The 15936-nt window shown below is 69.0% G+C and carries 14 protein-coding genes; 10 read left to right on the forward strand and 4 right to left on the reverse strand.

Features of this window, described 5'->3' with window-relative positions:
- The first annotated feature begins 19 nt into the window (after positions 1-19).
- Positions 20-508, forward strand: a complete 489-nt coding sequence (rfaE2, locus tag QOZ81_RS15515) for a D-glycero-beta-D-manno-heptose 1-phosphate adenylyltransferase (protein ID WP_291204191.1) — start codon at positions 20-22, stop codon at positions 506-508.
- Between the two features lie 44 nt (positions 509-552).
- On the opposite strand, the gene QOZ81_RS15520 is transcribed toward rfaE2, so the two are convergent.
- Complete coding sequence (locus tag QOZ81_RS15520) at positions 553-2712, reverse strand: glutamine synthetase III family protein (protein WP_291204189.1); 2160 nt, start codon at positions 2710-2712, stop codon at positions 553-555.
- Positions 2713-3031: 319 nt separating this feature from the next.
- Between QOZ81_RS15520 and nadA the strand changes: the two genes are divergently transcribed.
- The 4 genes from nadA (at position 3032) to QOZ81_RS15540 (ending at position 8026) form a co-directional block, all read left to right on the forward strand.
- Positions 3032-4000 (forward strand): quinolinate synthase NadA, encoded by a 969-nt coding sequence (gene nadA, locus QOZ81_RS15525; protein ID WP_291204186.1) that lies wholly within the window; start codon positions 3032-3034, stop codon positions 3998-4000.
- A 61-nt stretch (positions 4001-4061) separates the two neighbouring features.
- Positions 4062-5633, forward strand: coding sequence for a sensor histidine kinase (locus tag QOZ81_RS15530; protein ID WP_291204184.1), 1572 nt, complete (start codon positions 4062-4064; stop codon positions 5631-5633).
- Positions 5634-5960: 327 nt separating this feature from the next.
- The gene (locus tag QOZ81_RS15535) at positions 5961-6656 is read left to right on the forward strand and encodes a response regulator transcription factor (RefSeq protein WP_291204181.1); all 696 of its coding nucleotides are present in this window, start codon (positions 5961-5963) and stop codon (positions 6654-6656) included.
- A gap of 41 nt (positions 6657-6697) precedes the next feature.
- A complete protein-coding gene (locus QOZ81_RS15540; RefSeq protein WP_291204178.1) occupies positions 6698-8026 on the forward strand; it encodes a class II 3-deoxy-7-phosphoheptulonate synthase in 1329 nt (442 codons plus the stop codon).
- A 27-nt stretch (positions 8027-8053) separates the two neighbouring features.
- Here the strand turns inward: QOZ81_RS15540 and QOZ81_RS15545 are convergent, their stop codons facing one another.
- Positions 8054-8806, reverse strand: a complete 753-nt coding sequence (locus QOZ81_RS15545; RefSeq protein WP_291204143.1) for a hypothetical protein — start codon at positions 8804-8806, stop codon at positions 8054-8056.
- Positions 8803-9198: an acyl-CoA thioesterase gene (locus tag QOZ81_RS15550; protein WP_291204140.1), complete on the reverse strand. Its 396-nt coding sequence runs from the start codon at positions 9196-9198 to the stop codon at positions 8803-8805. The genes QOZ81_RS15545 and QOZ81_RS15550 overlap by 4 nt, the downstream gene beginning before the upstream one ends.
- Before the next feature lie 51 nt (positions 9199-9249).
- On the opposite strand from QOZ81_RS15550, the gene QOZ81_RS15555 reads away from it, so the two are divergent.
- Positions 9250-9618 (forward strand): thiol-disulfide oxidoreductase DCC family protein, encoded by a 369-nt coding sequence (locus tag QOZ81_RS15555; RefSeq protein ID WP_291204137.1) that lies wholly within the window; start codon positions 9250-9252, stop codon positions 9616-9618.
- A 9-nt stretch (positions 9619-9627) separates the two neighbouring features.
- Entirely contained in the window at positions 9628-10965 is a 1338-nt protein-coding gene (locus QOZ81_RS15560) for a CPBP family intramembrane glutamic endopeptidase (protein WP_291204133.1), read from the forward strand.
- A gap of 17 nt (positions 10966-10982) precedes the next feature.
- Here the strand turns inward: QOZ81_RS15560 and QOZ81_RS15565 are convergent, their stop codons facing one another.
- Positions 10983-12215, reverse strand: a complete 1233-nt coding sequence (locus tag QOZ81_RS15565; protein WP_291204130.1) for a serine/threonine-protein kinase — start codon at positions 12213-12215, stop codon at positions 10983-10985.
- Between the two features lie 75 nt (positions 12216-12290).
- On the opposite strand from QOZ81_RS15565, the gene efp reads away from it, so the two are divergent.
- The 3 genes from efp (at position 12291) to QOZ81_RS15580 (ending at position 15928) form a co-directional block, all read left to right on the forward strand.
- Positions 12291-12866, forward strand: a complete 576-nt coding sequence (gene efp, locus QOZ81_RS15570; RefSeq protein ID WP_291204128.1) for an elongation factor P — start codon at positions 12291-12293, stop codon at positions 12864-12866.
- 97 nt (positions 12867-12963) lie between these two features.
- The gene (gene rsgA, locus QOZ81_RS15575) at positions 12964-14103 is read left to right on the forward strand and encodes a ribosome small subunit-dependent GTPase A (protein ID WP_291204125.1); all 1140 of its coding nucleotides are present in this window, start codon (positions 12964-12966) and stop codon (positions 14101-14103) included.
- 115 nt (positions 14104-14218) lie between these two features.
- Positions 14219-15928 (forward strand): sensor histidine kinase, encoded by a 1710-nt coding sequence (locus QOZ81_RS15580; RefSeq protein ID WP_291204122.1) that lies wholly within the window; start codon positions 14219-14221, stop codon positions 15926-15928.
- Positions 15929-15936 lie beyond the last annotated feature (8 nt).

The raw sequence follows: 15936 nt of genomic DNA on the forward strand, positions 1-15936 counted from the left end.
ATTTTATCCAGGTCCTTTGATGCCGTCACTGACCCGTTTCTTCCAGACCCCCGAAGCCTTCCTCGCGGCCGTCCCCCGGCCGAAGACCCTCTGCTTCACCAATGGCTGCTTCGACCTGATCCATCCGGGCCACGTGCAGTACCTCGCCGATGCCCGGGCCCTGGGCGACTTCCTGGTGGTGGGCCTCAACAGCGACGCTTCGGTGGCCCGGCTGAAGGGATCTTCCCGGCCCCTGCAGGACGAGGGGGCCCGCGCCGCCATCCTGCTGGGCCTGCGCAGCGTGGACGCCGTGGTGCGGTTCGACGAGGACACCCCCCTCGAACTCATCCGCGCCCTCCAGCCCGACGTGCTGGTGAAGGGCGGCGACTACACGCCGGAGACCGTGGTGGGCCGCGATCTCGTGGAAGGCCGCGGCGGAAGGCTGGTGCTGATCCCCTTCCTGCCGGGCCACAGCACGTCGAAGATCGAGGCCCGGATCAAGTCAGGACGGGGCATCACTCTTGAATAGCAAACGGGCCGCGGAAGCGGCCCGTTCTGCATGGGTGCGGACGACTAGAGCAGCGGTGACAGCAGCTGCCAATACTTCGGCAGGGGCCACAGGTCGGCGTCGCAGGCATCCTCGAGGGCATCGAGCACTTCCCGGAGGGCGTGCTTGGACTGGTTGACGTCGGTGCCGAAGGCTTCGGTGCGGGCGTGCAGATCCTCGAGGCTTTCGGCCTTGGCCAGGGCGGCCTTCATGGCGGCCAGGCGGGCCTGGGCCTCACCTGCCAGGGTCGCCTGGGTCTGCAGCGCGGCCTTCAGGGTCTCGGGCACCGAGATGCCGGCGGCGGCCAGCTTGCCCAGGCTGTCGGCCCGGGCGCCGAGGTCGGCGGTCACGGAGGGCAGGATCTGGGTCTCGGCCATCTGGCGCAGGACCTGAGTCTCGATGGCGATGACCTTCTGGTACTCCTCGTGGCGGATGTGGAGCCGGGACTCCTGCTCACCCTCGGAGAGGATGCCGGGCTTGGCGAGCACGGCCTTGACCGCGGGCTCTTCCCAGATGTGGAGGGCGGCCACGGTGTCCTTGGCGTGGGGCAGACCACGGCGCTCGGCCTCGGCCTTCCACTCCTCGGAGTAGCCATTGCCCTCGAAGCGGATGGCCTTGGTCTCGATGATGGCCTGGCGCACCACGGAGAGGACCGCCGCCTTGTGCTCCTTGCCGGCCTTGAGCTCGGCGTCCAGCTTGGCGTTCAGGTCGTCCAGGGCCTCGGCCACGGCGGCGTTGATCACCGTCAAAGGCAGGGCGATGGGCTGGCTGGAGCCCACGGCGCGGAACTCGAACTTGTTGCCCGTGAAGGCGAAGGGGCTGGTGCGGTTGCGGTCCGTGGCGTCCTTCTCGATGCGGGGCAGGTTGCCGATGCCGAGGTCGATGATCCGCTGCACGGAGGCGTCCGCGGCGTCCCCCTTCTCGATGGCATCCAGGATGTGGTTCAGCTGGGCACCGAGGAAGGCGGACATGATGGCCGGGGGCGCCTCGTTGGCGCCCAGGCGGTGGTCGTTGCCCGCGAAGGCGATGGAGGCCCGCAGCAGGCCGCCGTGGGTGTGGATGGCCTTCAGAGTGGCGCTGAGGAAGTACAGGAACTGCAGGTTCTCCTCGGGCGTGTTGCCGGGCTCCAGCAGGTTCTGCCCTTCGTCCGTGGCGATGCTCCAGTTCACGTGCTTGCCGCTGCCGTTCACGCCGGCAAAGGGCTTCTCGTGCAGCAGGATGGCCAGGCTGTGGCGCTCGCCCACGGACTTCAGGATCTCCATGAGCAGCTGGTTGTGGTCGCTGGCCAGGTTGGCGGCCTCGTAGATGGGGGCGATCTCGAACTGGTTGGGGGCCACCTCGTTGTGGCGGGTCTTGGCGGGGATGCCCAGCTTGAAGCACTCCAGCTCCACGTCCTGCATGAACCCGAGGACGCGCTCCTTGATGCTGCCGAAGTAGTGGTCCTCCATCTCCTGGCCCTTGGGGGGGCGGGCGCCCTGCAGGGTCCGGTTCGCGAAGAGCAGGTCGGGCCGCAGCCGGGCCAAGTCGAGATCCACGGCGAAGTATTCCTGCTCAGGACCGCACTGGGCGACCACGGATTCCGCGTTCACGCCAAAGTGCTGGAGGGCCTTCCGAGCGCTGACGGAAACCACGTCCATGGAGCGGAGCAGCGGCACCTTGTGATCCAGCGCCTCGCCGTGGTACCCCACGAAGGCGGTGGGGATGCAGAGGGTCTTGCCCAGGGGGCCTTCCATGATGAAGGCCGGGCTGGCGGGGTCCCAGGCGGTGTAGCCGCGGGCCTCGAAGGTGGCGCGCAGACCGCCGCTGGGGAAGGAACTGGCGTCCGGCTCGCCCTGGATGAGCTGGCTGCCGCTGAAGCGCTCGATGACCGTGCCGGGCTCGTCCCAGGTGATGAAGGCGTCATGCTTCTCTGCGGTGGCGCCCGTCATGGGCAGGAACCAGTGGGTGAAGTGGGTGCAGCCCTGTTCCAGGGCCCACTCCTTCATGGCGAGCGCCACGCTCTTGGCCACTTCGGGCGACAGCGCCTCGCCGCGCTTCAGCGCCTGGCGGTAGGCCTTGTACACGTCCTTCTGCAGCCGTTCGCGCATGGTGCGCTCGCTGAACGTATTGCAGCCGAAGTACTGGCTGATCTTGATCTGATCCAGCCGTGAGATGCTGGAAGTGTCTGGCGCCTGCGCCTTGGCCATGTGTCCCCCCCTTGGACGAAAAGGCATGAATCCATATAGACCTGGACCGATGTCCGCCCAAGAAGGGCAGTCATCGGATTCCCACATCCACATGGACCCTGCGATCCACCCACAGGATAGCCGAACTCCGTTTGTGACAACAGGTTTTGATGCGTGTGAACGGGCCCTTTTTTTGCTCGGAAACCTCCAATGCCACCAGGAGGCATTGCCCCGCCCCGCGGCGCTGGCATGGGAACGGGTCGCCTTCGCCGAAGTATTCGACCATCCGGATCCCGGACTCCGAATCCGTCGGTTTCTCGACAAGGGCTAGAATTGGGGCATGGATCTCACGACCCCCTACGCTCCTGACCTCGAAAGCATCCCCGCGGGCATCGACCTGGTGGCCGAGATCCGACGCCTCAAGGCCGAGCGCAAGGCCGTGCTCCTGGCCCACTACTACCAGGAGCCCGAGATCCAGGATCTGGCGGACTTCGTGGGCGACAGCCTCCAGCTCAGCCAGCAGGCCGCCAAGGCCGATGCCGACGTCATCGCCTTCTGCGGCGTCCACTTCATGGCCGAGACCGCCAAGATCCTCAACCCCACGAAGACCGTGGTGATCCCCGACATGGACGCCGGCTGCAGCCTGGCGGACCGCTGCCCTGCGGATTACTTCGCCGAGTGGCTGAAGCAGTACCCCGACCACGACGTGGTGAGCTACATCAACTGCTCCGCCGGCGTGAAGGCCCTCAGCACGGTCATCTGCACCAGCAGCAACGCGGTGCGGGTGGTGGAGAGCCTGCCCAAGGAACGCAAGCTCGTATTCGCCCCCGACCGTCACCTGGGCAAGTGGGTGATGAAGCAGACGGGCCGCGACATGGTGCTGTTTCCGGGCTTCTGCATCGTCCACGAGCAGTTCACGGCCAAGCGGCTGGCCACGCTGAAGGCCCGGCACCCGGAGGCCAAGCTCATCGCCCATCCCGAGTGCGACGCCACCGTGAGCCAGCTGGCGGACTTCGTGGGCTCCACGGCGGCCCTGCTGAACTTCGTGGCCAAGGACAGCGCCAAGGCCTTCATCGTGGCCACCGAGGCGGGCATCCTCCACCAGATGCACCAGCGGCGCCCCGAGGCCGAGCTGATTCCCGCCCCCGCCGACAGCGGCTGCAACTGCAGCCTCTGCCCCTACATGAAGCTGAACAACCTGGAGAAGCTCTACCTCTGCCTGCGGGACCTGAAGCCGGAGATCCTCCTGGACGAGACCCTGAGGCGCCGCGCCCTCCAGCCCCTGGAGCGGATGCTGGCCCTGGGCTGATCGCCTGTCGACGCCCGAGGCCCAGGCGGTAACCTGAGGGGAACCTTCGCCCCGGGCCTCCATGTATCGCCATCGAACCTCCCGCTACCGCGCCCTGCATCCCGGCATGGGCCCCTCACGCTGGCAGCGGCTCCAGCAGCGCAGCGGCATCGTGCTGCTGGCCCTCGCGGGCCTCGTCACGGCCGCGATGCTGATCGCGGCCCCCCGGCTCTACCGGCTGGATCAGCTGGACAAGGGGCGGAACACCTTCATGGAATCCCACTGGGTGGACTTCGAGGCGGTCGAGCGGCACTGGAAGACCCTGCCCATCCTCCAGTCGGTCCGCACCGGCGACGAAGCCGATGTCAGGAGGTTCCTGGCCGACCAGCCCCTCGCGGTGGCCCTGCTGGACCGCTTTGATGGCCGCCGCCTCTGGATCCGCCAGGGGGACCGGCTGGTGGAACCCCGAGATCCCTCCCCCGCCCAGCAGTACCTCGGCTGGTTCTCCCATGCAGAGATGGCGCAACGCTTCGAATGGAATCCCCCCCGGGCGCAGGATCCCGACTTCGGGAAGGTCGCCACGGTGGTCCTCCTCTCGGACCGCTGGCTGGTCATCAAGCGGTGGCGGCCCGGATCACCCGAGGCCGAGCACGAACTGGGCAACGCCCTGGCCCCCGGCCGGACCCTTCGGATGGGGCTCGTCCGGGAGACGGATCTGGAGCGGTACGACCTGAAGCTGGAACCCTGGGGCGCCGAGCCCAACCTCCAGGTGGATCCGGAGCGGCTATCCACCCTGCCCTTGGGCAGCGCCACCAAGACCAATGCCTTCGGCGATGGCTGGATGCTCGCCGGCGTGGGCTTCGACGATCAGCAGGCGGCCTTCCGGAAACTGCTGCGGCGGCACTACTGGCTGGCCTCGGGCGTGTCTGCCCTGGTCGGCACGGCCATCCTCCTGGGGCTCTGGCTCCGGCACCGCAGCCGCCGCAAGGCGGTCCTCGACGCGGACCGCCTCGCCTCCATGACCCACAGCCTCAAGACACCCCTGGCCATCCTCAAATTCCGCTGCGATTCGCTCCGGCTGGGCCGGCTCAGCGCAGATCGTGCGGATGAGGAGCTCCTGAAGATCGGCGAGGAGGTGGACCACCTCACCACCATCATCGAGAGCGGCCTGCGGGTGATCCGCGGTGGCGGGCCCTCCGGCCCCCGCAACCAGGCGACCCGGGCCTGGTTCACGGAAGTCGCCGATGACCTCCGTCCCGCCTTCGAATTGGAGGACCGGCAGCTGGACCTGCGCCTGGCCGAGGAGGCCGGCCATGCCCCCCTGCCCTCCCTGCGGGCGGCCCTCCTCACCCTGCTGGAAAACGCCCTCGGCCACGGCCGGGGCCGCGTCACCCTCCAGACCTGGCGCAACCGCCGGCGCTTCTGCATCCAGGTCAGCGACGAGGGCGAGGGACTCGAACCGCACCAGCTCAAGGCCCTCGGCAAGCCCTTCCAGCGGCTGCGCGAACAGGGCAAGGAAGGCTTCCAGCGCGAGGGCCAGGGCCTCGGCCTGAGCCTGCTCATCCAGGTGGCCGAGCAGGAAGGCTGGGGCCTCACCTTCTCCTCAGCCCCTGGAGAGGGCTTCGTCGCCCTGCTTGAGGTGCCTGCCGCGTGATCGAGTCCTCCATCATCCCGGTGAGGCCACGCTTCCCACCACCCCCCGATCGCACGCGACGTCTGTCGCGTGCTCCCGCTCCTCGCTCCGCTCGGTCGCGGAGGGGGCCCCGTGGCTGGGGCCTCACCTTCTCCTCAGCCCCTGGAGAGGGCTTCGTCGCCCTGCTTGAGGTGCCTGCCGCGTGATCATTTGGACGGACAAAATTGCCCTTTTGTGTGGATATTTCCGCGATCGAAATAATAGGCTTAGGAAATAAATCGTAATTTCAACTTGTCATTCCCAATGAAGGTCGCCATGGTGAATCCACCGATCCTTGAGCGAGATTCCGTGACCCACATCCTCGTGGTGGAGGATGAGCCGTCCCTCTGCCAGCTCCTCGTCAACAACCTGAGCTTCGAAGGCTATTCCGTGGAGGCGGCCGGGGACGGTGTGCCCGCGCTCGCAGCCCATGCCGCCCACCGGGCGGATCTGATCGTCCTGGACCTGATGCTGCCCCAGATGGATGGGTTCGAGGTGCTCCGGACCCTCCGGGAGCGCAAGGATGAGGTGCCGGTGCTGATGCTGACGGCCCGCGGCGAGGAGACGGACCGCGTGCAGGGCCTAAGCCTCGGTGCCGACGACTACCTGGTGAAGCCCTTCTCGGTGCTCGAGCTGATGGCCCGGGTGAAGGCCATCCTCCGCCGCACGCGCCCCGTGGACCGCCCCCCCCTGCTGCGCTCGGGCCCCTTCCGGTTCGATCTGCCCCGGCTGGAGGCGCGGCGCGACGGCCGCCTGCTGGAGTTGACGCCGCGCGAGTTCCGCCTGCTGGAGATCCTCATCACCCACCCGGGTCGCACCCACAGCCGGAAGGAACTGCTGCAGCTGGCCTGGGAGCAGGATGCCCGGCCCAGCGCCCGGACCGTGGACGTCCACATCGCCAACCTGCGGCGGAAGCTGGGCGAGGAGCTGGGCTCGCCCTGGATCACCACCGTGGGCGGAGAGGGCTACCGCTGGATCACCCAAGTGGAAGCCGAACCCGCCTAGAGCCGTTGGCCCTGAATGCTGGATCCAGGCCAGAATGGGGCATGACGCCCTGGAACCCCCACAGCTGGCAGCGCTTCCCGGCCCAACAGCAGCCGGCCTATGACGACCCCTCCGAGCTGGAGGGGATCCTGGCGCGCCTGCGCCGGATGCCCCCGCTTGTCGTGCCCGAGGAGGTGGACCGGCTCCGCGGCCTGCTGGCCGAAGCCGCCGCCGGACGCCGCTTCCTGCTCCAGGGCGGGGACTGTGCCGAGCAGTTCAAGGACTGCACGCCAGCGTCCATCGAAGGCAAGCTGCGCGTCCTGCTCCAGATGTCCGTGGCCCTCACCCATGGGGGACGCAAGCCCGTCGTCCGGGTGGGCCGCATCGCCGGCCAGTTCGCCAAACCTCGCAGCAAGCCCACGGAGATGGTCCGGGGCCGCGAGCTGCCCAGCTACCGGGGCGACCTCATCAACGGCCTGGAGGCCGAGGAGGCCTCCCGCCGGCCCGACCCGGGACGCATGCTGGAGGCCTACTTCCACGCCTCCGCCACGCTGAACCACCTCCGGGCCCTCACCGCCGGGGGCTTCGCCGACCTCCACCACCCCGAGCGCTGGGAGCTGCCGGGCGGCACGGGCGAGGTGCCTGCCTATCGCCGCACCCTCGACCAGGTGCGCGAGTCGCTGGATTTCCTCGAGGCCCTCGGCGGCGTCCAGCGGGACGTGCTCGAGCGCATCGACTTCTTCACCAGCCACGAGGCCCTGCTGCTGCCCTATGAGGAGGCCCTCACCCGCTGGATCCACGAGGACGGCAGCTACTACAACCTGGGGGCGCACACGCTCTGGGTGGGCGAGCGCACCCGCCAGCTGGACGGCGCCCACATCGAGTACCTCCGCGGCATCCGCAACCCCATCGGCGTGAAGGTGGGGCCCAGCGCCACGCCGGAACACCTGGTGGACCTGCTGGCCCGGCTCGATCCGGACCGGGAACCCGGCCGCATCACCCTGATCTCCCGCTTCGGTGCCTCGAAAATCCAGGCGGCGCTGCCGCCGCTCCTGGAGGCCGTGCGGGCCACGGATCACCCGGTGCTCTGGAGCTGCGATCCCATGCATGGCAACGGCACGGAAAGCGCTGCGGGGCTCAAGACCCGGGAGTTCAGCGCCATCCTCTCCGAGCTGCGCCAGGCCTTCGAGATCCACCGCGCCCACGGTTCCCACCTGGGCGGCGTGCACATCGAGCTCACCGGCGAGGCCGTCACCGAGTGCACCGGCGGCACGGAGGGCCTTTCGGAGGCGGACCTGGCCAAGGCCTACGAGACCGGCTGCGACCCCCGCCTCAATGGCACACAAAGCCTGGAGATGGCCTTCCTCATCGCCGAGATGATGCGGGGCTGACCCAGCGCCCCAATCGCTCAGCGGGATCTATTGCACGGTGGGATGCACACCCTCTGGCCCCAACCGCAGCGCCAGCTGATCGAACCCGGCGCTGAGGTGCACCTCTGCCCCCCCCATGAGTTCGGAGAAGGGCTTCAGCTTCGGCGGCGGGAGCAGCATCACTTCGCCCGCCCGCAGCAGCGGGAGCTCCAGCCCCTCCCATGCCTTCAGGGGCGCGCTGCGACGGGCAGCGCCCACCTTCAGCTCCAGCTGTCCTGTGGGCCATTCATCCGTCAGCCAGGCGCCGAGAATGGCGCTCCCGGCCTCCTCCAGCGCGAGGCAGTAGCCGGCCATGCCGCCCCCGGCCAGACCCACGGCCGCCAAGCCGGGCTGGGGCGGGGCCGACAGCTCCGCTCCGGGCCCCCGCACGACCAGCCGATCCAACCAGAGTCCATCCAGGCGCCGCAGGGCCGTCGGCCGGGCCAGGCAGGGCAGCAGCTCCACGGCTTCCAGCGGCGGCGCCAGGGTGGCCGGCAGGGTGCCCCGCCGATCCCATTTTTCCGCATAGGCCAAGGTCTGGCGGGCACGGGCCAGGGCCCTGGGGCCTCCTTCCAGCACACGGCGCAGGCTGGCGGGCACCAGCGCCTCGGCCAGGCGCTCGGGTTCCCCCTCGCCAAGCTTGCGCAGGCGCACCACCTCGATGCGGTTCAGATCCGCCAGCCGGCCGGAGGCGAGGCGCGCCACCAGGGCCCGCCGTTCGGCCGGGCCCTCGGCCCAGGCAGCGCTTCCCAGCAACATCACGCCTGGGCCTCCAGCCAGTCCCGCGTGGCGGGGGCCAGGGGCTTGGGCCGGTTGGTGGTGAAGTCGAGCATGACCTGGACGGTCTTGCCTTCGGCGAAGAGGTCGCCGCCGAGCCCCTTGGTGATCCGGTAGCTCAGCTCGAAGGAACTGTTTCCCGCCTTGGTGCAGTGCAGTTCCACCCGCACATCGTCGCCCAGCAGGATCGGCATGCGGTAGTCCACCTCGACGCGGGCGATGAGGAAGCCCTCCTCCTGGAACTTCCGGCCGCCCAGGAAGCTGCGCCACCACTGGAAGCGCGCCTGCTCCATGTAGCTGACCACCACGGCATTGTTCACATGCCCCATGGCGTCCAGATCGCTGAACCGCACCTCGATGGGATGGGAAAAGGGCATGGGGCCTCCGGAGCTTCAACCTTACCGCCAACCCATGACATCATGCGGCCGATGCCCGCCCCCCTCCTTCTCGCCTACGACCCCGCCTGCACCCTCTGCTGCCGCATGGCCCTCTGGCTGGCCCGACGGGACCGCCAGGGTCTCCTGCTCATCCTCCCGGTGCGGGACCCCGAGCTGCTGGTCCTGGCGCCGGAGCTGGGCGGCCGCCCCGTCGAGAAGGAGATCCACGGCCTGGACCTGGGCACGCGGGAGGTCCGGGCCGGGGCCGAGTTGCTGCGACCTATCGCCCAACGCCTGCCGGGTTGGCGGTGGGTCGCCCCGGTCCTGGCCATCCCGGGGTTTCCCAGGCTGCTCAACCGCTTCTACCTCCACTGGGCCGCCTGGCGCTTCCGGCGCACCGGCCGCCAGCCCTTCGCGTAGCCTGGAGGCATGGCCTCAGAATCCCCTGCCTCCTGGCACCCCCATCGCAGCTGGGCCGATCCCCTGATCGCCCTGCTGGCCCTGCTGGCCCTGCTGGCGGCTGGGTTCACCCTCCGCGTCCGGCAGCAGGGGGCCAGGCGACCCGCCGAGCGGGCCGGACTCCAGGGGCGCTTGCTGGAAGTGGCGCTGGCCGGCCCCAGGGCCTTCACGGGACGCCCCGTGGCGGCGAAGGAGTGGACCAAGGCCGAAAGACAGCTGAAGGAACCCTGGGACCGTGCCCTCCTGGCCGTCCTCAAGGCAGAGCTGGGCGACCCGGCGGCCCCGGCCCTGGATGACCCCGGTGCGGCACGGGTGGGACCGGCTTGGGAACGATTCCGGCGCGCCTATCTCGCCGCCTATGCCGGAGCCCCTCTGCCCACCGCCGGAGACCGCCTCGACGTCCACCGCCGCCTCGGGGACGGCTATGCGGCCGACCTGCTCGAGGCCCGTCTCCTGGATCGTGAAGGCGGAGGGGAGACCCTCCGGGCCAGGGCACGGGCGGCCCTGCTGACCCGGCTGGCCGGGCTGGGCCTCCTTGGCCTGGGAGTCCTGGCCCTTGCGGCGGCCGGGCTCGCGGTCGGCATCTACCTGCTGGTGACCCGGCACAAGGAACCGGCCCTTCCGCTGCCCGCCTGGTCGCTCTCAGGCCGTGCCTGCGCCCTGGTCCTGCTCGGCTGGTTCCTGACCTTCTTCCTCTCCGGAAACCTGGTGGGACTCCTGCTCCATCCCTGGCCAAGCCTGCGGTGGCTGGCCCTGCCCCTGGGCTACCTCTTCCATGCCGCCTTCGGGGTCCTGTTCCTCTGCTCCGCGGAAGGTCTCTCCTTCGGCGAGCTGTGGCAGCGCGTCGCCCCGGGGAGGGCAGGGCGGGATCTCGCCTGGGGCGGCGCCTTCCTGGCCCTGGCGGTTCTGCTGGTCATCCTCGTCGCCCTCGTCTCGAACCTGATCCTGCGGCCGGAGCAGAGTCCCCAGCGGGACCTCCAGGAGCTGCTGCGCAGCCTGTCGGGCTGGGGTCCGGGCCTGGCGCTGTTCCTGACGGTCGCTGGCCTGGCACCCTTCTTCGAGGAGCTGCTCTTCCGGGGTTTCCTGATGCCCGTGCTGGCCCGGAAGCAACGGATGGCGGTGGCCCTCGTCCTCTCCGCCCTGCTCTTCGCGGCCATCCATCTGCAGCCCGCGGGTCTGCCGGTCCTCGGCACCCTGGGCCTGGTGATGGGCCTGGCCCTGCGGCATACCGGCAGCCTGCGGACTCCGATCCTGGTCCACGCCTGCTGGAACGGGAGCCTGTTCCTCCTGATGCGGGCCTTTGCCTAGGCCTGTCGCCGGAGCGGCTAGGTCGTCAGGTGGACCCGTGAGAGAACCGGCGCGAGCCACCAGAACAGCTGGAGCAGCACGAAGACGAAGACCACCCACTTGAGGATGGTCACCCAGTCGGTCTCATCGGGCCCGGGTTCGGTCGAGGCCTTCCGGGAGGCCAGGAACGTCTCCACCGGATCCTCCGCCAGGGTGATCTTCACGGGCTGGCTCTGGCGCAGGCGGGCCTCCGTGGCCTGGGGGCCGCTGTCCTCCCCATTTGCCTGGGTGAGTCCGGCCGGAAGGCGGAACCGCGCCGTGGACACGCTGCTGCCGTCGTCATCCTGGCCCAGGGCCGCGAAGAGGCGGGCCCGCATGCTGGCCGGCCCGGGCAGGGCGTCGATGAGCTCCTCCATGAACTCCGGCAGGGTGGTGTAGCGGTCGTCCGGATCCACGGACAGGGCCCGCTGGAACACGGCGCCCAGACGGGGTGGCAGGTCGGCCGGGATGGCGATGGGCTCCTGCAGGATGTGGATGATGATCTCCGTGAGCCCGCCCCCCGGGTGGGGCAGCTGGCCCGTGAGCAGTTCGAAGGCCGTCGCCGCGAAGCTGTAGCGGTCCGAGGACGGGGTCCCCTCACCGCCCTTCAGCACCTCAGGCGGAGCATAGGCCGGTGAACCCAGGAAGTCCCCGGTGACCGTCAGGCGCAGCGCGAGGGTCTGGGCATAGCCGTCCTGGACGCCCTCATCCAGCATCGGCGCATCCAGGGGATGCTGGGGATTCACGCTCATGTGCCCCATGCTGCGGGCGATGCCGAAGTCCATGAGCTTGGCCCGGCCCTCCTCACTCAGGAGGATGTTGTCGGGCTTCACGTCGCGGTGGACGATGGCGCGCCGGTGGGCGGCCCTCAGGGCCCGCATGGCCTGGATCAACACCTTCGCGGAGGTCTCCTGATCGAGGTTCTTCTCCTTGATGTGCTTGCCGAGGCTCTTCCCCTCCACGTACTCCATGGCCAGGAAAGGCCCCAGGTCCTCTTCCACGCCCACGTCGAAGATGGTCACCAGGTTCGGATGGTTCAGCTGGGCGCTGATCTCGGCTTCCCGCCGGAAGCGCAGCATGGCCTGGTGCCGGGCGCTGCCGGCCACCCGGATGACCTTGATGGCCACCCGCCGCTTGAGGAGGGGATCCTCCGCCAGGTAGACGGTCCCCATGCCGCCCTGTCCGATGGGCCGCAGGACCTGGTACCTGCCGATGGTTTTCGGGTCTGCCATGGAAAGGAAATTCTAACCAGGAGACCCCCTCCCCAAGTCGAGATAGAATGGAGGATTCGACATTCTGGAGTGCCCATGGCCGCCCTGCTCGAAGCCATCGAGATCAAACGCAAGATGTTCTTCGAACTCGAAGAGACGCCCTTCCACTGCCTGGACGTGGAGATCTCCACGCCCACGGCCCGCGGCGGCCAGACCCTGGTGCGCATCAAGATGCGGAACCTGCTCACCCGGGCCGTGTTCGACAAGACCTTCAAGGCCGGCGACAAGTTCAAGGAGCCCGACCTGGTCCTCACGCCCGCCAGCTACCTCTACAGCGACGGCGAAGGCTCCCACTTCATGGATCAGGAGACCTACGAGACCCACACCCTGGGTGAAACCCTCATGGGCGACGCCCTCGACTACCTCACAGAGGGCCTCATCGTCCAGATCCAGAAGTACAACGGCAATCCCATCGGCCTCCAGATGCCCACCACGGTGGAACTGGCCGTCACCTACACCGAGCCCGGCGCCCGCGGGGACACGGCCAGCGGCAACGTCACCAAGCCCGCCAAGCTGGAGACCGGCATCGAGATCAAGGTGCCCCTCTTCATCAAGGAGGGCGAGAAGGTGAAGGTGAGCACCGAGACCGGCGAATTCGGCGGTCGCGCCTGATGCTTGGCGAAGGGGACCGCCTGCTCCCGGTGGTCGCGCTGCGTCCCCCTCGCACTCCCCGCGCGCTGCTCGGGCAAAGCCCGACCAGAGCCGCCGCATGACCCGCAAGTTCCGCCTCGGCCAAAGCCGGGAGGCCCAGGACATGGACCACCGGGAGGCCTATTCCCGGGAGCGGGGCGGGGAGAGCAAGCGACGGCAGCAGCATGCCGAGCGATTGGAGACCGGCATCGAGGCCCACGATGCCGAGGCCCTGCTCCGGCTGCCCGATCCAGCTCCCTGGATGCACCTGCCCGAGGCCATCCTGATCCAGCGGCACAGCCAGTGGGTCGATCTGGAGTTGGAGGACCGCACCGTGATGCGGGCGACGCTGGGCGGAAAGCTCAAGGGCGTGCGCCTGGTCTGCGGCGACCGGGTGCGCTACTCCGCGGTGCCCGTCGAACCGGAGGATCCGAAGCTGCCGGCCCATGTCCCCACCCGCGGCGACGGGGGTTCCCCCGAGGCGCAGGTGGTGGCCGTGATGCCCCGGAAAACCCTGCTCAGGCGCGGCGGCATCGATGACCGCGAGCCCTGGCAGCTCATCTGCGCCAATGCCGACGAGCTGTGGATCTGTGCCGCGGTGGTGGATCCGCCTCTGCGACCAGGCCTCCTGGAGCGGGCCCAGTTGCTCGCGCTCGATGCCGGGCTCACCTTCCGCGTCATCGTCACCAAGCGGGACCGGGCATCCAAGAAGGACACCCTGCCCGAGCTGGATCCCCTGCGCGAGCAGGGCGTGGCCATCCACGAGACCTCCGCCCTCAACGGCGAAGGCGTCGGGACCCTCCACGGGCTGCTGCCGGGAAAGGTGGTGGTCCTGCTCGGCCACAGCGGCGTCGGCAAGAGCACCCTGGTGAACGCCCTCCATCCCGTGGCCGCCCTGAAGACCGGGGGCCTCACCAAGTTCGGCACGGGCAAGCAGACCACCACCGCCTCGCGCTGGCTGGCCCTGGCAGCGGGGGGGACCCTGGTGGATACTCCCGGGATCCGCACCCTCAGCGTGCGCGGGCTCGACCGCTCGCTGCTGGCGCGGGTCTTCCCCGAGTTCCCGACCGAGGTCCTCGAGGGTCCCATGGCCTTCGATGCGGAGGACGAGGGGACCCTCGATCGCCTAGAGCTGGACTACCCGGAGCGCCTTCAGAGCCTCCAGCGGCTCTGGCAGGAGATGGAGGACCGCAACCCGAACCAGAATGTGTGGCGGTAGCGGAATCCAGTCCAGGCGCGGGAAGCGGGGATTGCAGCTGTGACATTCATTACGAGTGTAGGGATTTCGGAAGGTAAGGATTGCCTGCCTGAATAATCCGCGAAACACTCGATTCATGCACAACCGCACGGGCGCCAGAGCCTCCTTCGCCGCCCTGTGGGAGGCACACCCCGCCATCCTCTCCGGCCTGTGGGCGCTCCTGGCCGCCAATGCCCTGCTGCCCCTGGCCTACCGGATCCACCCCCTCGCCAGAACCCTCGATTTCCTGTCCGTGTTCATCCTGGCCTTCGGGGCCGCAGGACTCGCCTGGCGGCGTTCGCGCCGCGAAGGTCCGGCCGCCTTTGGTCTGCTCGGACTGGGGGCCGCCCTGGGTGGGCTTCGCTACGCCCCGACCCTGCTTCACCTGCCCCATGCACCGCTCCTGGGTCCGGCCATTTCGATCCTGTCCCTGGTGGCCCTCGGGGGAGGCTTCCTCCTCTGGCCCCAGCAGGCGCGGATGCCCAGGGACCGGATCCGGACCTTTCTCGATGGCATCGCCATCGCGACTTCGCTCTTCACCCTGGCCTGGATGGCCACCGGCTCCATGGCCTCCGTGGGGCGCCTGTCCCGGGGCATGGTGCTGCTCTACATGATCCAGATCGGGGCCTGCCTGGCCGTGTTGACCCTCTGGCTGCTCCAGGAGACCCGCCTGGCCCTGCCCGAGCAGGCCCAGGCCAAGCGCTTCGTCCGGTGGTCCCTGGTGGTCCTCCTCGCCTACAGCTCCATCGTGGTGCTGCTCCGGATCACCGGACACTACATCCAGAACTACCTCGGCGACGCCGCCGAAGTCCTCCACCAGACGGCCAATGCCCTGCTCGTCCTCGCGGCCCTGAGTCCCGCCACCACCCCAGCCTCTCTGCCCCAGCGGGAGAAGCCGTCCGTGCTCCGGGCCCTCATCCCCACCATGGTGTCGCTGGCCGTCCTGGCCCTGGCCGCCATCCAGATCTTCCGACCCCAGGGTGAGGCCCCCCGGGCCCTGCTGGCACTCGGATCGATCCTGATGGCCGTCCTGGTGCTGAGACACGGGCTGCTGATCCTGGACCTGGAACGGCTGTCCCAGGGCCTTGAGGACCGCGTGGAGGTGCGCACCCGCGAGCTCGAGGCCCACCATCGCGAAGCCTTGAACAGCCTGCGGGTCCGGATGATGGCGGGGCTGGCGGCCGGTCTCGCCCACGACCTCAACAACATCCTCGGGATCCTCCGGATGCGGCTGGAGCTCCTGCGGGAATCCTGCAGCCCCACCCAGCTCCAGACGGTGGAGATCCTGGAGGATGCCTCGGAACGGGCCATCAGCATGACCCGGCGGATCCTGGAGAGCGGGCGCTTCCAGGACCTGGCTCCGGTCCGCGTCTCCCTGCCGCAGTGGCTCGCCGAACAGGAGGGCCTGTGGAGGGCGCTCCTCCGTCCCGGCCAGCGCCTGGAGATCCACGCCGGGGAAGGGCTCTGGGTGGTGGCGGATCCGCAATCGCTGGACCAGATCCTCCAGAACCTGGTCTCGAACGCCCGCGATGCCATGGGACCCGGTGGCATCCTCCGGATCAGCGCGGGCCCCCGATCCGGCGCCGTCCGCCTCGACGTGCGGGATGACGGACCCGGCATCCCGCCGGGTCAGCTCGATCAGCTCTTCGAACCCTTCTACACGACCAAGCCCTCCGGGACGGGGCTGGGTCTGGCCACCGTCCGTAACCTCGTGCTCCAGAACCGGGGGGCCATCCAGGTCGAGAGCGCCCCCGGCCAGGGCACGGTCTTCTCCATCGATCTGCCGGTCCCCGCCGAAGCCCCCTGATAGCCTGG

The sequence above is a fragment of the Geothrix sp. genome, from assembly GCF_030219325.1.
Taxonomy (GTDB): Bacteria; Acidobacteriota; Holophagae; order Holophagales; family Holophagaceae; genus Geothrix.

Coding starts and splice junctions, on each gene's coding strand:
- QOZ81_RS15565 (WP_291204130.1), bottom strand. CDS start 12,215: ATGGCAGACCCGAAAACCATCGGCAGGTACCAGGTCCTGCGGCCCATC.
- efp (WP_291204128.1), top strand. CDS start 12,291: ATGGCCGCCCTGCTCGAAGCCATCGAGATCAAACGCAAGATGTTCTTC.
- QOZ81_RS15520 (WP_291204189.1), bottom strand. CDS start 2,712: ATGGCCAAGGCGCAGGCGCCAGACACTTCCAGCATCTCACGGCTGGAT.
- QOZ81_RS15580 (WP_291204122.1), top strand. CDS start 14,219: ATGCACAACCGCACGGGCGCCAGAGCCTCCTTCGCCGCCCTGTGGGAG.
- rfaE2 (WP_291204191.1), top strand. CDS start 20: ATGCCGTCACTGACCCGTTTCTTCCAGACCCCCGAAGCCTTCCTCGCG.
- QOZ81_RS15560 (WP_291204133.1), top strand. CDS start 9,628: ATGGCCTCAGAATCCCCTGCCTCCTGGCACCCCCATCGCAGCTGGGCC.
- QOZ81_RS15540 (WP_291204178.1), top strand. CDS start 6,698: ATGACGCCCTGGAACCCCCACAGCTGGCAGCGCTTCCCGGCCCAACAG.
- QOZ81_RS15555 (WP_291204137.1), top strand. CDS start 9,250: ATGCCCGCCCCCCTCCTTCTCGCCTACGACCCCGCCTGCACCCTCTGC.
- QOZ81_RS15550 (WP_291204140.1), bottom strand. CDS start 9,198: ATGCCCTTTTCCCATCCCATCGAGGTGCGGTTCAGCGATCTGGACGCC.
- QOZ81_RS15530 (WP_291204184.1), top strand. CDS start 4,062: ATGTATCGCCATCGAACCTCCCGCTACCGCGCCCTGCATCCCGGCATG.
- nadA (WP_291204186.1), top strand. CDS start 3,032: ATGGATCTCACGACCCCCTACGCTCCTGACCTCGAAAGCATCCCCGCG.
- rsgA (WP_291204125.1), top strand. CDS start 12,964: ATGACCCGCAAGTTCCGCCTCGGCCAAAGCCGGGAGGCCCAGGACATG.